Genomic DNA, 15,632 nt, shown 5'->3' with positions numbered 1-15,632 from the left:
AACGGTGCGGCTGGATCGAGCGGAAGAAGCATATGAACGGAGCAGCGGGCGCGACCGGCGCCGCGACGGACCGGACGCCCGCCGGGCAGCGCCTCCACGACCTCGACGCCGTACGGGGCTTCGCGCTGCTCGGCATCTTCGTCGTCAACATCACCTTCATGGCATCCGGTTACCCCGGCAACCTCGTCACGGACCCGGCGTACTCCTCGCTCTTCGACGACCTGGCGCGCGGAGCCTCCGCGGTGTTGGTCGACATGAAGTTCTACATCCTCTTCTCGTTCCTGTTCGGGTACAGCTTCACCCTGCAGATGGCGTCGGCGGAGCGGGCGGGCGCGGCGTTCCGGCCGCGGATGCTGCGCCGGATCGCCGGCCTGTTCATCCTCGGCGCCCTGCACACGGTGTTCCTGTACGGCGGCGACATCCTGATGACGTACGCGGTGGTCTGCCTGATCCTGCTCGGGATGCGGCGGGTACGTGACCGCACGGCCCTGCGCGTCGCCGGCGTGCTCTACGGGATCGTGCTGCTGAGCCTGCTGACCAGCGGACTCCTCGTGGACTCCGCCGCGTTCCTGCCGACGGAGGCTGAGGCCCTGGTCAACGCCGAGCACGCGACGTCCGCGATGCTCGGCGGATGGGGTGACGTCATCGGCCACCACCTCTCCGGGCTCCCGTTCCTGGTGCTCCAGTCCGCGACGTTCCAGGGGCCGACGGCGCTGGCCATGTTCCTGCTCGGCATGGTCGCCGGCCGGCGACGGCTCCTCGCGGGCGTGCTCGGCGACGAGCCGGTGCTGCGGCGGATCCAGTGGATCGGTTTCCCGGTCGGGATCGCGGGCGGCCTGGCGTACGCGCTTGGCGGTGGCAACGGCGAACCGCTGGCCGTAGCGGTGAGCGCGGCGACCGCCCCACTGCTGACGGCGGCGTACGTGACGACGCTGCTGCGGGTGATGCACAGCCCGCCCTGGGCTTTCGTGCGGTCGGCCCTGGCGCCGGCCGGGCGGACCGCGCTCACCAACTACCTGGGGCAGTCACTGCTCGGGCTGCTCATCTTCAGCGGGGTCGGACTCGGCCTGGCCGGGCGCGTGTCGCCGGCGGGCACCACCGGACTGGCGCTGCTGATCTTCGCGGGGCAGCTCACGGCGAGCGCGTGGTGGCTGCGACGGCACCGGTACGGACCGGCCGAGTGGGCGCTGCGGTGGCTGACGAACGGAGCACGACCGGAGAAGGTGCGGACGGCTGGGGTCTCGCGACCTGCCCGGGACAGGTAGCGGGGCCTCGGGAGGAAAGGCACTCCTGGGGCCGTTCCTCCCAAGATCCCGTTGCACGTCGTCAGTTGACGGGCTGGACGAGTTCTGTTTGCCAGGTTGCCGGGTCGGGGTGGTCGCCGGGGTCGGTCAGGTAGGTCTCCCAGGGGGGTCCCGCCGCGACGAGTCCCTGTTCGCGCAGCCACTTCTCGATCTGCTGGTACGAATCGGGCAGGGTGTCGTACGGCCCCTGGTGGATCGTCACCGCGGCGCGGCCCGCCGGCACGGTGAGCGCCTCGATCCCGGCGTCGGGTGGCGTCGACGGCGGCGCTGCGATGCTCACCCCGCCCTCGATGACGAGCGACCCCATGCCCACCTCCGGGTAGCGGGCGAACGGTGGCCCGGCCAGGGCCAACCCGTGCCGCTGGGCGTAGCCGAACACGGTCGGCAGGAACTCGGCGAGCGTGGTGGCGATCTCGTCGCGGGTGATCCGGCGGCGCATCACGAGGGCGTGAAAGGCCGGCAGATCGCGTACGGAGATGTCGAGCGGCACAGCGGCTTCCCTCTCGGTCGTGGTGATGTGGTGCAGGCTGAGACAGGGCGCCGCCGACGACAGGACCGAGGCGTGCACGGCGACGGCTCGCCGACCCGCGACATGCAACCCCCGTTCGCGGTACGCCCGAGGGCTCAGACCGAGGTGCCGGGTGAAGGTCCGGGTGAAGACCTCGTGACTGGCGAACCCGTGGTCGACCGCCACCGCCGACACCCTGCGGTCGGTGGCAACCAGCTCGGCGGCGGCCCGGGCCAGCCGGACCCGCACCGCGTACGCCTTCGGCGTCTCGCCCACCAGCCGCCGGAACCGGCGGTGCAGGTCGAACCGGGACCGGTGCGCCCACCCCGCCAGGACCGACAGCGAAACGTCCCCACTCAGTCTTGAGTTGACGAGAGCGAGGAGTCGCAGCAGCTCACGGGTTGGCGACGGCACCACTGGACCGTACCGAACCATCCGCACCACCAGTTGACGATTCTTGCGCAGATGGCGGGCCGTCCTCGGCCCCGTAGCGCCGGGCGTATGGTGGGCCGATGGCGTCGGTCAGGCAGATGCAGGTGACCTTCGACTGCGCGAACCCGGAGCGGGTCGCCCGGTTCTGGTGCGAGGTGCTGGGGTACGTCGTACCGCCGCCGCCCGAGGGGTTCGCCGACTGGGCCGAATTCGATCGCTCACTGCCGGCCGAGCGTCAGGGTTCGGCGTTCGCCTGCGTCGACCCCACCGGGGTCGGTCCGCGGCTGTTCTTCCAGCGGGTGCCGGAGGGCAAGGTCGTCAAGAACCGGCTGCACGTCGACGTGCGGGTCGGCACCGGGCTCGTCGGCGAGGAACGCGTCGCCGCGCTGGAGGCCGAATGCGCCCGGCTGATCGCGCTCGGCGCGACCCGCGTGGAGCTGCTGCGGGCCGACGGCTTCAACGAGTCGTGCCTGGTGATGCAGGACGTCGAGGGCAACGAGTTCTGCCTCGACTGATCCCGGCCGACCCTCACCTGCAGCGGCGCAACACCAGCAGGGAGAGCAGCGAGAGCCAGGTCCAGCCGAGGATGACGGCGGCGGTGAAGGCGAGCAGGATCGCCGCGCTCGGGTTGCCCGAGGAGATCCCGACGAACGCGGCGAGGAAGAGCACCCCGGTCACCGCCGAGTACCCCGCCCACCCGCGCCGCCCGAGTACGGCGAACCGCCGCGCGAACACCAGGCACGCCCCGATCAGCGCGAAGAACCCGATCCCCCCGGCTACGAAGTGCATGACCCCGTGCCAGGAGGTGGACTCCGCCGGCCCGGCCGGGGTGCCCACCGGGAAGCCGTCGAACGGGTCGGCCGAGAATGCCCCGGCGGCGAGCAGCCCCACCCCGTACCCGGCGATCAGGCCCGGCCCCCACCGGCGGCCCGGACCGGTGGTCGTCGCCCGGCCGAGCCCGACCGCCGCCGCGAGCACCAACAGGCCGCTGAGCACGAAGTTCCCGATCTGGATCCAGCCCAGCTCGCCGTTGCTCAGCACACTGAGCGGATGCCGCCGGATGTCGAACCCGTCCCGGGTCAGCGCCTGCGCCAACCCGACGGCCAGGTAGAACGGTCCGGCCAGCACGCCGCAGGCCAGCAGGGCCTTCACGGTGCTCGGCGCGCTCGTGGCGGGGGCGGTCATCGAGGTCATGCCGTTGACGCTAGGTCCGATGCGGGCCGGCGTGCTTCTCCAAAACTGCTCCGCCGGCCCGCTGACCGATCAGCTCAACCGCGGAGTGCTCAGGGCTTGCGCAGCATCGCGCCGTACTCCATGACCCGCCGGTTCTTCCTGCTGGCGCCAAGGAAGGGGCGTAACGGCTCGTCGACCATCGCCAACGGCGGCTGGTCCGGGTCGGGATGCCAGTCGACGACCTCAACCAGACCGGGCTCCACCAGGTCCATTCCCCGCAGCAGTTCGGCGACCTCTTCCGGGGTACGGTTCCGCCACACCAGACCCAGGTTGCGGGCCATCTCGTTCCCCTCGTCCACCGCCGCCCGATCGACGCCGCACATCTGGGAGAAGACGAGATAGCTGCCAGGGACGACCGCGTCCCAGACCGTCCGGAGCATGGTCCGCAGGATTCCGTCGTCGACGATGGAATGCCCGATGGAGAGGAAGAGCGTGGCCACCGGCTCGGAGAAGTCGATCAGCCGCCGCGCATCCGGGCCGGTGAGGATCGGCTCGGTCTCGGTCATGTCGGCCGCGATGACCGTCGTGCTGCGTTCGTCTGCGAGCAGCGCCCGGCCGTGGGCCAGCACGATGGGATCGTTGTCGACATAGACCACGCGGGCGTCCGGCTGGAACTGCCTCGCGACCTGGTGCACGTTGGCCTGCGTCGGCAGTCCACTGCCCATGTCCAGGAACTGCCGGATGCCGGCGTCTCGGGCCAGGTAGCGGACCACCCGATAGAGGAAGAGCCGATTGTTGCGGGCCGCGTCCAGTCCGTCGGGGAAGTGGCTGGTGACGACCTGCATCGCCGCTCGGTCGACGGCGAAGTTGTCCTTGCCGCCGAGACAGTAGTCGTACATCCTGGCCGAGGTGGGAACGTCCTGTCGGATCACGGGCCTGGTCCCGAAACTGGGCGAGGTCACGACATCAGCTCCACAATAGACAGGACACACTGGGCTCGAGGTCTGCGGCGAAGTCTACAGGCGACCATACCCCCCGGGGGGCGCCAGCGAAGCCGAACCGGCGCCCCCGGTCATCGGCCTGGTGGCCGCGGTGAAGCTCATGTCGTTGCCCGCTGACCGATCAGCTCACCCGCTCGACCACCGCGCGCCGGATCACGAACTTGCCCGGCTCCCGGACCTGCTCGTAGGCGGCGTTGTTCAGCAGTACGCAGCTTCCGGACGGGCTGGTCACCGTGACCGTGATGCTCATGCCGTTGTCCAGGTTGGTGACCCGCAGCCTCGTGCCGATCGGGAAGGTCCCGCTGGACGCGGCCGGTCCGGCGTCCTCGTTGAAGAGGGTGACCGTCGAACCCGCGCAGACGACATCCCCGGCCGCACCACCGGCAGCGGCCGGCGGGGCAGCGGGCGGAACATCAGCAGCCGGCGGGGCGGCAGCGGGCGGGGCAGCGGCCGGCGGGGCAGCGGGCTGGACGTCGGCGGTGCAGCCGGCGGTGGCCCGGCGCTGCTGGATGAGGTCCACCACGGCCTGCCGGTTGGCGATCCGGTCGGCCGACAACCCGTCCGGGTTGGCCCGTTGGTCGGCGATGAAGGTCAGGTTGTTGCGCAGCGCGGTGTCCAGCCCGTCGCAGTTCTCGCCCGCGTTGCCCATCCCGGTGCCGACGGCCAGGCCGCCGCCGAGCAGCGCCGCGGCCGCCACCCCGAGAAACACCTTCCGCGCCCGCCCGTTCGACCCGACTCGCCTGTTCATCCGCCGCTCCCTCGATCACCCGGCGCGCCCTCGCGCCGGCTACCGAGGGGTACGGACCCCGGCCCGGAATGGATCTATCCCAAAACTCAAATGTCTCTTAAGAGTTTCGGCGGCCGTCCGACGGGCGGCGATGGGGTCAGCGACGGTCAGCCCCGTCGGGTGCCTGTCGGCTCCCCGCGCACCCGGGCACTGCCTGCGCCGGTAGCCGCGCCGAACGGTCGCCAGGCCACCACCGTCACCGCCGTCATGGCCAGCGCCGAGAACCAGAACGGCCCGGTGATGCCCAGCCACCGGGCCAGCGGCCCGCCGATCAACGCGCCCAGCGCGTTGCCGCCGATCGCCAGCATCATGAAGGCCCCCTGCACCCGGCCGCGCAGCTCCGCCGGAACGGTCCGCTGCCGATGCGTCAGAATCACGGCACTCAGGATCGAGCCGTGCAGGCCGAACACCAGCAGTACCGCCGCGGCGACCCAGCCGTCGGGGGCCAGTGCCAGCGCGACGTGGGTGAGCGTCTCGATGAGCAGGCCGATCCGCAGCAGGGTCGACGGCCCGAACCGGGCCTGCAGCCTCGGCGCGACGAGTACGCCGACCAGGCCACCGACGGCGCCCGCGGTCAGCAGCAGGCCGTAGCCGTACTCGTCCAGGCCGAGCCGGTCCGCGTAGAGCACCAGGATCGAGAACCCGGCGAGCATCGTGACGTTCATCAGGAAGAGGACGAGGGTGATCATCCGGAGCACCGGCTCGCGCCACAGCCAGCGCACGCCTTCAGCCAGGTCGGACCGGACCGTTCGCCGGACCGGCCCGGCGGCCGGCGCCCCCCGGACGCCCCGCAACGTCGAAATGAACAGCGCCGCGACGGCGAAGGTCACGGCGTTCACGCCGAACGGCAACGCCGCCGCGAGGACGAACATCGCCGCCCCCACCGGCGGGCCCGCGAACTTGTTGACCAGGAAGAGGACCGCGTGCAGGCGGGCGTTGGCGCGGGGCAGGTCGGCGGGCTTCACGACCGCCGGGATCAGCGTCGCGGAGGCGTTGTCGCCGAGCGTCTCGCAGGTGCCGAGGATGAACCCGGCGGCGTAGATGACCGGGATGGTGGCCGCGCCGTGCCAGACGGCGACGGCCAGCCCGCCGATGACCAGCGCGCGGATCAGGTTGACGTTGACGATCAGCCGCTGCCGGTCGAGCCGGTCGACGAACACCCCGCTGACCAGCGAAAAGAGTAACCAGGGTAGCTGCTGGACGAACACCGCCAGCCCGACCAGGACCGGATCGTCGGTGACCGATGCGACCAGCAGCGGCGCCGCCGCCGCCACGATCCCGTCACCGACGTTGGAGACGGCGGCGGCCGCCCACAGCCTGTTGAAGTTCCTCCCCAGACCAGCCACCGCGGCACGCCCTCCCCGTGATCGGACGTGTCGGCTGGGCACCCGACCGTCGACGTTCCAGGGTAGACCGCGGGCGGTCGGATCAGGCGTCGTAGTCGACGACCAAGCGGTCGGTCAGTGGGCTGGACTGGCAGGTGAGGACGTAGCCGGCGGCCACCTCGTCGGGCTCCAGGGCGTAGTTGCGGGCCATCGTCACCTCGCCGTCGAGCACCTTCGCCCGGCAGGTCGAGCAGACCCCGCCCTTGCAGGCGTACGGCAGCTCGCCGCGCACCCGCAACGCGGCGTCGAGCACCCGCTCCGACCGTCCCATCCGGAACGTCGACGCCCGACCGTCGAGGGTGATCGTCACCTCGGTCCCGGCGCCGGCGGCTGCGTCCGGCCGGGGTGACGGCGGGGGCGCCCCATCGACGTGGAACAGCTCGGTGTGCACCGCCCGGTCCGGCACGCCCCGGTCGGCGAGCACGGCACGGGCGTCGGTGACCAGCCCGTACGGTCCGCAGAGGAACCACTCGTCGATCCGGTCCGCCGGCACGATCGAGGTCAGCAGCCGGCTCAGCCGGTCGGCGTCGATCCGGCCGGAGAGCAGCGGCGACTCGCCGGGCTCGCGGGACAGCACGTGCACCAGGTGCAGCCGGGCCGGGTAGCGGTCCTTCAGGTCGGCCAGCTCGTCGGCGAACATCACGCTGGCGGCCGTGCGGTTGCCGTACACGATTGTCGCGGAGCTGGCCGGTTCGACGGCCAGTGCGGTCGCGACCAGGCCGAGCACCGGGGTTATCCCCGACCCGGCGACGACCGCGCCGTAGTGCCGGCCGCGGGCCGGGTCGAAGTCGCTGGTGAAGTGGCCGAGCGGCGGCAGCACGTCGACCATGTCGCCGGGGCGCAGCTCCCGCAGGGCGAAGCCGGAGAAGGCGCCGCCGGGCACCTCCCGTACCCCGATCCGGAGCCGGCCCCGGGCGGCCAGCTCCGCGGGGGTGGAGCAGATCGAGTACGACCGGCGTACCTCGCCGCCGGGGTCGGCGATCCGGCGTACGGTCAGGTGCTGACCGGCCCGGAAGGCGAAGACCTCGCGCAGCTCCGCGGGAACCGCGAAGGTGATCGCCACGGCGTCGTCGGTGAGCCGGTCGACCGCGTGGACCCGCAGCGGATGGAAGACCGGCCGGCGCCGGACCGGCCGGGAGATGGTCACCGTCACAGCGCCTTCAGGTGGTCGAAGGGTTCCCGGCAGTCCCGGCACCGCCACAGTGCCTTGCAGGCGGTGGAGCCGAACCGGCTGATCTGCTCGGTGCCGGCGGACCCGCAGTGCGGGCAGCGCACGGTCAACGCCACCGACACCGCGCCGGCCGGGCCGGGTGGGGCGATGCCGGCGGCGGCGAGCTTGGCGCGGCCGGTCTCGGAGATCCAGTCGGTGCTCCAGGCAGGGGCGTGGACGGTCACCACCTCGGCGTCCGGCCGGCCGGCGGCGGCCAGCGCGGCGACGATGTCGGCCCGGATGACGTCCATCGCCGGGCAGCCGGTGTAGGTGGGGGTGATGGTGACGGTGACCCGCCCGGTCGCCTGGTCCTCGGTCACGTCGCGCAGGATGCCGAGCTCGTCGATGGTGATCACCCGGATCTCCGGGTCGACGACGGCGGCCACCACCCGGCGGGCATCCACGGCGGTGCGGCTCACCACTTCGCCCCCGGGTGGGCGCGGTGCAGCACCTGCATCTCGGCGAGCAGGTAGGACAGGTGCTCGGTGTGCAGGCCGGCCCGGCCGCCGGTCGGGGCCCAGCCGTCGGCCGGCCGGTCCAGGGTGGCCTCGGCCAGCACCGGTTCGACCGTGGCGAGGAAGGCCGGTCGCAGGTCGGCCGGGTCGACCGGCGCGGCCTGGTCGGGGGTGAAGAGCTCATGGGTGTACGGCCACAGCGCCTCGACCGCGGCCTGCATCCGCCGGTGCGACTCCTCGGTTCCGTCGCCGAGTCGGACCGTCCACAGCGCACTGTGGTCCAGGTGGTACGCGGACTCCTTGCGCGCCTTCGCGGCGATCGCGGCGAGCCGTTCGTCGGGACCGTCGGCGAGTGCGGCGTAGAGCGGCAGCTGGTAGGCGGAGAGGAAGAGCAGCCGAATCATGGTGTGGCCGAAGTCGCCGTTGGGCAGCTCCACCAGCAGGCAGTTGCGGAACTCCCGATCGTCGCGCAGGAACGCCAGAGCGTCCTCGTCGAGCGGGCGGTCACCGGCGCCGGCCGGCGCCAGCCCGGCGGCGGTCATCCGCTCGGCGGCGTACGACAGCAGCAGGCGGGCGGCGCCGAGCTGGTCGAGGGCGATGTTGGCGAGTGCGATGTCCTCCTCCATCTCCGGCGCGGCGGCGGTCCACTCACCGAACCGCTGCGCGGCGATGAGGGCGTCGTCGCCGAGGGCGAGCAGCTGGTCGACGCTCGCCGGGCCGGCGGTGGAGGTGCTGTTCACAGGTGCGCCACCCCGTCGGGCACCTCGTAGAAGGTGGGGTGGCGGTAGACCTTGTCGGCGGCCGGGTCGAAGAACGTGTCCTTCTCGTCCGGGCTGGAGGCGGTGACGGCCGAGGCGGGCACCACCCAGATGGAGACGCCCTCCTGGCGGCGGGTGTAGACGTCCCGGGCGTTGCGCAGGGCCAACTCGGCGTCGGGGGCGTGCAGGCTGCCGACGTGGCTGTGCGACAGTCCGCGCCGGGCCCGGACGAAGACCTCCCAGAGCGGCCACTGCGCGCGGTCGGTCATGCCGGCACCGGTTCGGCCCGGCGGCGCTTGCGGGCGGCGTGGGCGGCGGCGGCCTCGCGTACCCAGGCGCCGTCGGTGTGGGCGCGGCGACGGTGGTCGATGCGCTGCCGGTTGCACGGGCCGTCCCCGGAGATCACCCGCATCAGCTCGGCGAAGTCGGGGGCGGTGAAGTCGTACGCCTGGCGCTGCTCGTTCCAGCGCAGGTCGTCGTCGGGGAGCCGGAGCCCGAGCACCTCGGCCTGCTGTACGCACATGTCGACGAAGCGCTGGCGCAGCTCGTCGTTGGAGAACCGCTTGATCTTCCAGGCCATCGAACGCTCGGAGTGGGTCGAGTCGGTGTCGGGCGGGCCGAACATCGCCAGCGACGGGTACCACCAGCGGTCCACCGCGTCCTGGGCCATCGCGTGCTGGGCCGGGGTGCCGTGCGCGAGGGTGTGCAGGATCTCGTACCCCTGGCGCTGGTGGAACGACTCCTCCTTGCAGATCCGGATCATGGCCCGGGCGTACGGGCCGTAGGAGCAGCGGCACAGCGGCACCTGGTTGACGATCGCGGCGCCGTCCACCAGCCAGCCGATCGCGCCGACGTCGGCCCAGGTCAGGGTGGGGTAGTTGAAGATCGAGCTGTACTTCTGCCGGCCACGCAGCAGCAGTTCGACAAGCTCGTCCCGGGTGACGCCGAGGGTCTCGGCGGCGGCGTAGAGGTAGAGCCCGTGGCCGGCCTCGTCCTGGACCTTGGCCAGCAGGATGGCCTTGCGCTTGAGTGACGGTGCCCGGCTGATCCAGTTCCCCTCCGGCTGCATGCCGATGATCTCGGAGTGGGCATGCTGCGCAATCTGCCTTATCAGCGTTTTCCGGTACGACTCGGGCATCCAGTCGCGCGGCTCGATCTTCTGATCGTCGGAGATCATCGCCTCGAAGTACGCCGCCAGATCCGACTCGGCCGCCACCGACCCGTCCGCACCGGAGCCTGGGCGACCCCGGGCCGCCGCCGCCCGGAGGGCCTCCTCGGCGGCCGCCACCTGCGCCAGCAGCCCGGACTCCGGCCCCGATGGGCGACCCTCGGTGCCGGCCGGCGCAGCGTCGTCGTCGGGGTCGGAAAAGTCGTTGCCGTACACGAACCAAGTGTTACAGCTCAACCCACCAGTAACCAAGAGGTGTAACAGAATTGCCGCCCACTACCTTTGGTCACGGCTCGATCACTCCTGGCTCGCATTTCCTTCCCTTTTGGACAAATAACCCATATCGGCTCGCCGCCAGAATTCAGGATGTCTTGCTACATAAGGGTTTATTTCCGTTCGACGGCAGAGATCAGGCACCGTCGACATCTGGCGTGTCGCGATTCCCGACGTAGACTTTCCGCGCGGCGGCCCCGCCCCCTCCCCGGGCGGACCGTGCGCGCGGGAGCACTGCCGGTCCCCCCGGCAGCACCGCTCCCGCGACAACCCGAAGCGCACCCGACCCGCGCCCCCCGGCCCTGAGCACCTGGAGTCCGCCTCTCATGCGTCCTCGCGTGATCATGGCGTTCGCCGCCGCGACGATCCTGCTCGGCGGTGTCATGCTCGTCCCCACCGCGTATGCGCGGCTGAGCGGCGGTGTTGAATCCGTTTCACTAGATACCGTCGTCGAGGTGCCGGCGAGCACCCTGGCCGCGCCGCCGCCACCGACCCTGGTGTCCGCGCCGGTCAAGGCGGAGGGCATGGACGACTTCTTCTCCTGGGCCCTGCTCGACCGGGCCAGCGGTGAGATCTCCGGGGCCAAGAACATGTCGAAGACCAGCTCGACCGAATCGATGATCAAGATCTGGCTGGTCTCCGACTACCTGCGCCAACTAGGCGACACCGAGCCCAGCGCCGAGCGCAAGCGGCAGGCGAGCAGCGCCATCCGGGACAGCGACGACAGCGCCGCCGAGAGCCTCTACCGGCTCGGCGGGCGGGACGCGGTGATCACCCGGATGATCAAGCTCTGCCGGCTGACGGACACCCGGCCCGGAGCGCCGGCCGGCAGCCGCGGCGTCTGGTGGAGCTACACCCAGATGTCCCCGCGCGACGCCGTCCGACTCGGCGAATGCGTCAAGAACGGCACCGCCGCCGGTCCCAGATGGACCAACTGGGTGCTCGCCGAGATGACCAAGGTACGCGGCAGCACCGCCAGCAAGGACCAGCAGCGAACCCGGGGTGGTGGTCGGTGGGGGATCATCGACGGCCTGCCGAAGGAACTGCTCGCGCAGAGCCCGGTGGCAATCAAGAACGGCTGGACGCTGATCGGCGCCGACGGCATGTGGCACCTGAACTGCCTGGCGGTCACCGATGACTGGGCGCTCGCGGTGATGATGCGGTACCGGGGCGCCCGCGGCCTCGACCACGGCGCCGACACCTGCGCCAGCGTCGCCACCCAGCTGGTGAGCGCCCGACCGGGCGCCGCGCTCAAGATTCCCGCGCCGTTGGTGAAGAGCTGATGGCCGGCACCCGGCGGGCCGGTCGTAACGGCCGCCGTCCGAGCGCCGCCCGGCGGGGCGGCGACGTCAGCCTGTTGCGGCTCGGCCTCATCGCCGGCGTCCTGCTCACCCTGGTCCTGGTCGGGCTGCGGCTGCTGCCCGGCTCGCCGCTGGCGGCGAGCGCCGCCGCGCAGTGGGACCAGGCCACCGGGTCCACCGGCCCGGCCACCGGCGAAGAGGCCGCGAGCCGGTCCGGCCGGCCGACCCCGACGCCCACCCCGACCCTGCCGGCGCTGCCGGTTCGCCCGACCGACGTCACTCTCGACGTCGACGGCTGGTGGTCCTGGGCGCTGCTGGACACCCGTACCGGCGAGATGTCCGGCTCGGCGAACCGGGACGAGACCAGCTTCACCGCCTCGCTGATCAAGGCGTGGATCGCGGCCGACTACCTGCGCCGCACCGCCGAGGCCGGCGACGAGCCGAGCGACGCCCGGCTGGAACAGGTCCGGATCATGATCCGGGACAGTGACAACAACGCCGCCCAGACGCTGTTCAACGTCAACGGCAAGCTCGCGTCGATGAAGCGGCTGATCAAGCTCTGCAAGCTGACCGACAGCAGCCCGGCGGACGACGGCGGCTGGAGCCGAACCGAGCTCTCCCCGCAGGACGCGGCCCGGATGGGCGCCTGCATCGCCGATGGGCGGGCCGCCGGCCCCGAGTGGACCGACTGGCTGCTCGACGAGATGCGGGCGGTCCGCGGGGTCGGCGACTTCGGCATCCGCAAGGCGTTCCCGACCAAGCTCCGGAAGACGATCGCGATCAAGAACGGCTGGGTCGACCGGACCGAGGAACAGGAGTACCACGTCAACTGTCTCGCCATCGGGGACGGCTGGACGATGGCGGTGATGGTGCAGTACGACATCAACCGGGGCTACGAACCGGGTGCCAAGATGTGCCAGGACGTGGCGAAGCAGCTGCGCGCCGGCTGAGCGCGGGTCAGCAGGTCAGCCGGCGAAGAACGCCGGGCCGTCCGCCGGCAGCGGCGGGACGGCCCCGGCCGCCGCCGCCCGCCGGGCGAACTCGCGCAGCCCGGCCACCTGCCGCCCGCCGAGCGAGAAGTCCAGCGCCCGGAAATACGACGCCAGCGTCGCCGCGTCGAACGGCTCCCAGCGCGCCGCCGCCTCGGCCACCTCGTCCAGCTCTGCCAGGCACAGGTCACGCGAGCGCAGGAACGCCTCGTGCACCTCCTTCACCTGGCCGGGGTGGTCGGCGGCGAAGTCCCGGCGGACCGCCCAGACGGCGAACACCATCGGCAGTCCGGTCCAGTCCCGCCACTGCTGTCCGAGGTCGGTGACCGTCAACCCGCGCTCCGGCGCCTCGTACCGCGCCCGGAGCGCGACGTCGCCGATCAGCACGCCCGCGTCGGCCTCCAGCAGCATCTGGGTCAGGTCGGGCGGGCAGGTGAAGTAGTCGGGCCGGACGCCGTACCGCTGCGCCAGCAGCATCTGGGCGAGCAGCACGCCGGTGCGGGAGGTGGAGCCCAGGGCCACCCGGGCGCCGTCGAGGTCCGCGAGCGGCCGGGTGGCGACCATGTTGACCGAGAGCACCGGCCCGTCGCTGCCGACCGCCAGGTCCGGCAGGATCAGCAGCTCGTCGGCGTGCCGCAGGTATTCGACCAGGGTGATCGGGCCGATGTCGAGGTCACCGGCGACCAGCGCGGCGCTCAGTCGCTCCGGCGAATCCTTGCGCAGCTCGACGTCGATGAGCGCGCCGGAGCGCATCAGCCCCCAGTAGATGGGCAGGCAGTTCAGGAACTGGATGTGCCCTACCCGGGGTCGCCGCAGCTCGGTCATGATCCGACCGTATCCGGCGGTTGGGCCGCCCGCTCAGCTCACGGCCCGGGAAGTGGCCAACCCCGCATCCCGGCCGCCGGCAGGCTCGCTGTCCGGCCCGGGTCCGGCGGCCGGGTCGGATGCGGGCAGGGGCGCGGTTCCGACCGGCCCGCGGGTGGCCCGGAAGACCGCGGGCGCCAGGCCGGCCACCACCAGCAGCCCGACCACGCCGAGGCCGGCGATCAGCGGCCGGACCGGCACCAACTCGACCAGCACCCCGCCGGCGAGGTAGCCGAGCACGGCGGCGGCCTGGACGGTCGCCCCGAGGGTGGCGAACGCCCGGCCCCGGAACTGCGCGGGCGCCCGGTTGGCGACCACCACGCCGGTGAAGACGTTCATCCCGCCGTTGAAGGAGCCGGCGACGACCCAGACGGGGATCAGCCAGCCGGCCGCGCCGAGCACCGACGCCAGTGGAAACAGGGCGCAGATCCCGCCGAGCAACAGGAGCACCCCGCGTACCAGCCGTCCGTCGTCGCCGATCCGCCGGGCCACCCTGGCGAAGATCCAGGCGCCCACCAGCAGCCCGGCCATCTCGGTCGCCTCGATGAAGCCGTACATGGTCTCCGATGCCCCGAGCGTCTCGCGGACGAAGAAGACATGGACCACGTTAATCGCGCCGACCCCGCCGACCACCGCCGCGATCGAGATCATGATGGCGCGCAGCAGCGGGTCCCGCCAGGCCGACCAGGCCCTGGCCGTCGCGGGCCGGGCACCGTCGGCCGCCGCCGGCGCCGCGCCGCCAACCGCCGACCGACGGGTACGCAACGCCAGCCCCGCCCCGGCCAGGGCGAGATAACCGAGTACGCCGACCAGCAGCGGCGTCGAGCGGCCGAACTGCCCGAGCAGGACGCCGGCCAGCGCCGGGCCGGTCATCATGCCGATCGTTCCGGCGGTCTGGTTGACCGCGCCGGCCCGGGGCAGGTCGGCCCGGCCGACCAGGCCCGGGATGAGCGCCGAGATGGTCGGCTGGCTGACGGCCAGCCCGGCGGAGAGCAGGCCGACGAGCGCGACCCAGGCCACCGGGTGGTCGACGAGCGCGAGCACCGTTGCGGTGCCGGCCTGGGCGAGGCCGAGCGTCAGCAGCAGCCGGCCGGCGTCGACGCGGTCGGCGAGCCGGCCGGCCAGCGGGGCGAGCGCGACGACCGGCACCACCTTCGCCAGCAGCACGGCGGCCACCGCCAGCCCGCCGTAGCCGGCCGACTGGAGCACCAGGACCAGCGTGGTGGCGACCAGGAAGTCGGCGCAGACGGCGAACCCGCGACCCGCGGCGACCGTGTAGACCGCGCGCCACGGTCCCGGTGGCATGGCGACACCGGCAGATACGAAGGACATGCTTCGAAAATAATCCTTCACATCTGCCCGGGGCAAGAGGGCTGCCTCAGTCCAGCGGCAACATCACGTAGTGCGCCGCCACCGGCCGCGCCCCCTCGACCGCCGACCCGGCCGACCGCCGACGCCGCTTGTACGGCTCCAGCAACGCCAGCACCGCCGTGTTCAGCTCGGTCAGCTCCTCGGCGGTGATCAGCAGCGTCGAGTCGCTCATCATGGCGGCGTCGTACCACTCCTTCGACACCTCGCCGGACCGGTCCAGCCAGTCCCGCACCCGCGCCAGGTGCCGGGCGACGAAGACCTCGATCAGCGCCGCCTCGGCCGCCCGGGTCTCCGGCGCGGCGTCCTGACCGGCGTTGATCGACCAGGTCTGCGCCGCGCTGCGCCAGAGCCGCTCGCGGGCGTCGCCCCGACTCGGCGCCTGCTCCACCATGCCGGCCTTGGCCAGCGCCCGCAGGTGGTAGCTGGTGGCACTGGGCGACAGCCCGACCACCTCCGCGCACCCGGTCGCCGTCACCGGCTCGTCGGTCGAGCCGAGATGATCCAGGATGGCCAGCCGCGCCGGGTGGGCCAGCGCCCGCATCACCTGCGGATCGGTGATCGTCATCCGCGGCAGCCCGGCACGCTCGTCAGTCATGCAGGCATGATCCCGCCCCGCGACCCGACCCCGCCAATCCCATGCCGGACCGACTGTC

17 protein-coding genes are annotated in these 15,632 nt (G+C 72.1%); 4 read left to right on the top strand and 13 right to left on the bottom strand.

The genetic code is table 11. The features are described 5' to 3' along the window. Positions 1–32 precede the first annotated feature (32 nt). Entirely contained in the window at positions 33–1,265 is a 1,233-nt protein-coding gene (locus tag O7627_RS01395; protein ID WP_278091679.1) for a DUF418 domain-containing protein, read from the top strand. A gap of 61 nt (positions 1,266–1,326) precedes the next feature. Here the strand turns inward: O7627_RS01395 and O7627_RS01390 are convergent, their stop codons facing one another. Further along, positions 1,327–2,226 (bottom strand): helix-turn-helix domain-containing protein, encoded by a 900-nt coding sequence (locus O7627_RS01390; RefSeq protein ID WP_278091678.1) that lies wholly within the window; start codon positions 2,224–2,226, stop codon positions 1,327–1,329. A 98-nt stretch (positions 2,227–2,324) separates the two neighbouring features. On the opposite strand from O7627_RS01390, the gene O7627_RS01385 reads away from it, so the two are divergent. Beyond that, positions 2,325–2,759, top strand: coding sequence for a VOC family protein (locus O7627_RS01385; protein WP_278091677.1), 435 nt, complete (start codon positions 2,325–2,327; stop codon positions 2,757–2,759). Between the two features lie 13 nt (positions 2,760–2,772). Here the strand turns inward: O7627_RS01385 and O7627_RS01380 are convergent, their stop codons facing one another. From O7627_RS01380 to paaA, 9 genes are all read right to left on the bottom strand, one after another. After that, on the bottom strand, positions 2,773–3,438 hold the full coding sequence (locus O7627_RS01380) for a DUF998 domain-containing protein (protein WP_278091676.1): 666 nt from the start codon (positions 3,436–3,438) through the stop codon (positions 2,773–2,775). 89 nt (positions 3,439–3,527) lie between these two features. After that, positions 3,528–4,349, bottom strand: coding sequence for an SAM-dependent methyltransferase (locus O7627_RS01375; protein WP_278091675.1), 822 nt, complete (start codon positions 4,347–4,349; stop codon positions 3,528–3,530). Positions 4,350–4,539: 190 nt separating this feature from the next. After that, positions 4,540–5,166: a hypothetical protein gene (locus tag O7627_RS01370; protein WP_278091674.1), complete on the bottom strand. Its 627-nt coding sequence runs from the start codon at positions 5,164–5,166 to the stop codon at positions 4,540–4,542. A gap of 146 nt (positions 5,167–5,312) precedes the next feature. Beyond that, the gene (locus O7627_RS01365; RefSeq protein ID WP_278091673.1) at positions 5,313–6,551 is read right to left on the bottom strand and encodes an MFS transporter; all 1,239 of its coding nucleotides are present in this window, start codon (positions 6,549–6,551) and stop codon (positions 5,313–5,315) included. Between the two features lie 82 nt (positions 6,552–6,633). After that, positions 6,634–7,743 carry a 1,2-phenylacetyl-CoA epoxidase subunit PaaE gene (gene paaE, locus O7627_RS01360; RefSeq protein ID WP_278091672.1) on the bottom strand — a complete coding sequence of 370 codons (1,110 nt, stop codon included), beginning with the start codon at positions 7,741–7,743 and terminating at the stop codon, positions 6,634–6,636. After that, positions 7,740–8,204: a 1,2-phenylacetyl-CoA epoxidase subunit PaaD gene (gene paaD / locus O7627_RS01355; protein WP_278098108.1), complete on the bottom strand. Its 465-nt coding sequence runs from the start codon at positions 8,202–8,204 to the stop codon at positions 7,740–7,742. The genes paaE and paaD overlap by 4 nt, the downstream gene beginning before the upstream one ends. 11 nt (positions 8,205–8,215) lie before the next feature. Next, complete coding sequence (gene paaC, locus O7627_RS01350) at positions 8,216–8,995, bottom strand: 1,2-phenylacetyl-CoA epoxidase subunit PaaC (protein WP_278091671.1); 780 nt, start codon at positions 8,993–8,995, stop codon at positions 8,216–8,218. Continuing rightward, positions 8,992–9,282, bottom strand: a complete 291-nt coding sequence (gene paaB, locus O7627_RS01345) for a 1,2-phenylacetyl-CoA epoxidase subunit PaaB (RefSeq protein WP_278091670.1) — start codon at positions 9,280–9,282, stop codon at positions 8,992–8,994. Before paaB ends, paaC begins: the two co-directional genes overlap by 4 nt. Continuing rightward, on the bottom strand, positions 9,279–10,397 hold the full coding sequence (gene paaA / locus O7627_RS01340; protein WP_278091669.1) for a 1,2-phenylacetyl-CoA epoxidase subunit PaaA: 1,119 nt from the start codon (positions 10,395–10,397) through the stop codon (positions 9,279–9,281). Before paaA ends, paaB begins: the two co-directional genes overlap by 4 nt. Before the next feature lie 383 nt (positions 10,398–10,780). On the opposite strand from paaA, the gene O7627_RS01335 reads away from it, so the two are divergent. Then, positions 10,781–11,737: a hypothetical protein gene (locus O7627_RS01335; protein ID WP_278091668.1), complete on the top strand. Its 957-nt coding sequence runs from the start codon at positions 10,781–10,783 to the stop codon at positions 11,735–11,737. Next, a complete protein-coding gene (locus O7627_RS01330) occupies positions 11,737–12,705 on the top strand; it encodes a serine hydrolase (protein WP_278091667.1) in 969 nt (322 codons plus the stop codon). The genes O7627_RS01335 and O7627_RS01330 overlap by 1 nt, the downstream gene beginning before the upstream one ends. Positions 12,706–12,720: 15 nt before the next feature. Here the strand turns inward: O7627_RS01330 and O7627_RS01325 are convergent, their stop codons facing one another. From O7627_RS01325 to O7627_RS01315, 3 genes are read right to left on the bottom strand one after another with little or no spacing between them, the layout of a single operon-like run. Beyond that, on the bottom strand, positions 12,721–13,572 hold the full coding sequence (locus O7627_RS01325; protein WP_278098107.1) for a menaquinone biosynthesis protein: 852 nt from the start codon (positions 13,570–13,572) through the stop codon (positions 12,721–12,723). 30 nt (positions 13,573–13,602) lie between these two features. Then, the gene (locus O7627_RS01320; RefSeq protein ID WP_278091666.1) at positions 13,603–14,940 is read right to left on the bottom strand and encodes an MFS transporter; all 1,338 of its coding nucleotides are present in this window, start codon (positions 14,938–14,940) and stop codon (positions 13,603–13,605) included. Positions 14,941–14,986: 46 nt separating this feature from the next. Beyond that, positions 14,987–15,574, bottom strand: a complete 588-nt coding sequence (locus O7627_RS01315; protein WP_278091665.1) for a winged helix-turn-helix domain-containing protein — start codon at positions 15,572–15,574, stop codon at positions 14,987–14,989. Positions 15,575–15,632: the final 58 nt, after the last annotated feature.

Origin of the sequence: Solwaraspora sp. WMMD1047 (assembly GCF_029626155.1) — a bacterium.
Classification (GTDB): Bacteria; Actinomycetota; Actinomycetes; order Mycobacteriales; family Micromonosporaceae; genus WMMD1047.
This window is presented reverse-complemented; position numbering and strand designations above follow the sequence as displayed.

Bases quoted from the DNA above. Each gene is read 5' to 3' on its own strand.
- O7627_RS01395 (WP_278091679.1), top strand. From the start codon at position 33: ATGAACGGAGCAGCGGGCGCGACCGGCGCCGCGACGGACCGGACGCCC.
- O7627_RS01385 (WP_278091677.1), top strand. From the start codon at position 2,325: ATGGCGTCGGTCAGGCAGATGCAGGTGACCTTCGACTGCGCGAACCCG.
- O7627_RS01380 (WP_278091676.1), bottom strand. From the start codon at position 3,438: ATGACCTCGATGACCGCCCCCGCCACGAGCGCGCCGAGCACCGTGAAG.
- O7627_RS01370 (WP_278091674.1), bottom strand. From the start codon at position 5,166: ATGAACAGGCGAGTCGGGTCGAACGGGCGGGCGCGGAAGGTGTTTCTC.
- paaB (WP_278091670.1), bottom strand. From the start codon at position 9,282: ATGACCGACCGCGCGCAGTGGCCGCTCTGGGAGGTCTTCGTCCGGGCC.
- O7627_RS01335 (WP_278091668.1), top strand. From the start codon at position 10,781: ATGCGTCCTCGCGTGATCATGGCGTTCGCCGCCGCGACGATCCTGCTC.
- O7627_RS01330 (WP_278091667.1), top strand. From the start codon at position 11,737: ATGGCCGGCACCCGGCGGGCCGGTCGTAACGGCCGCCGTCCGAGCGCC.
- O7627_RS01320 (WP_278091666.1), bottom strand. From the start codon at position 14,940: ATGTCCTTCGTATCTGCCGGTGTCGCCATGCCACCGGGACCGTGGCGC.
- O7627_RS01315 (WP_278091665.1), bottom strand. From the start codon at position 15,574: ATGACTGACGAGCGTGCCGGGCTGCCGCGGATGACGATCACCGATCCG.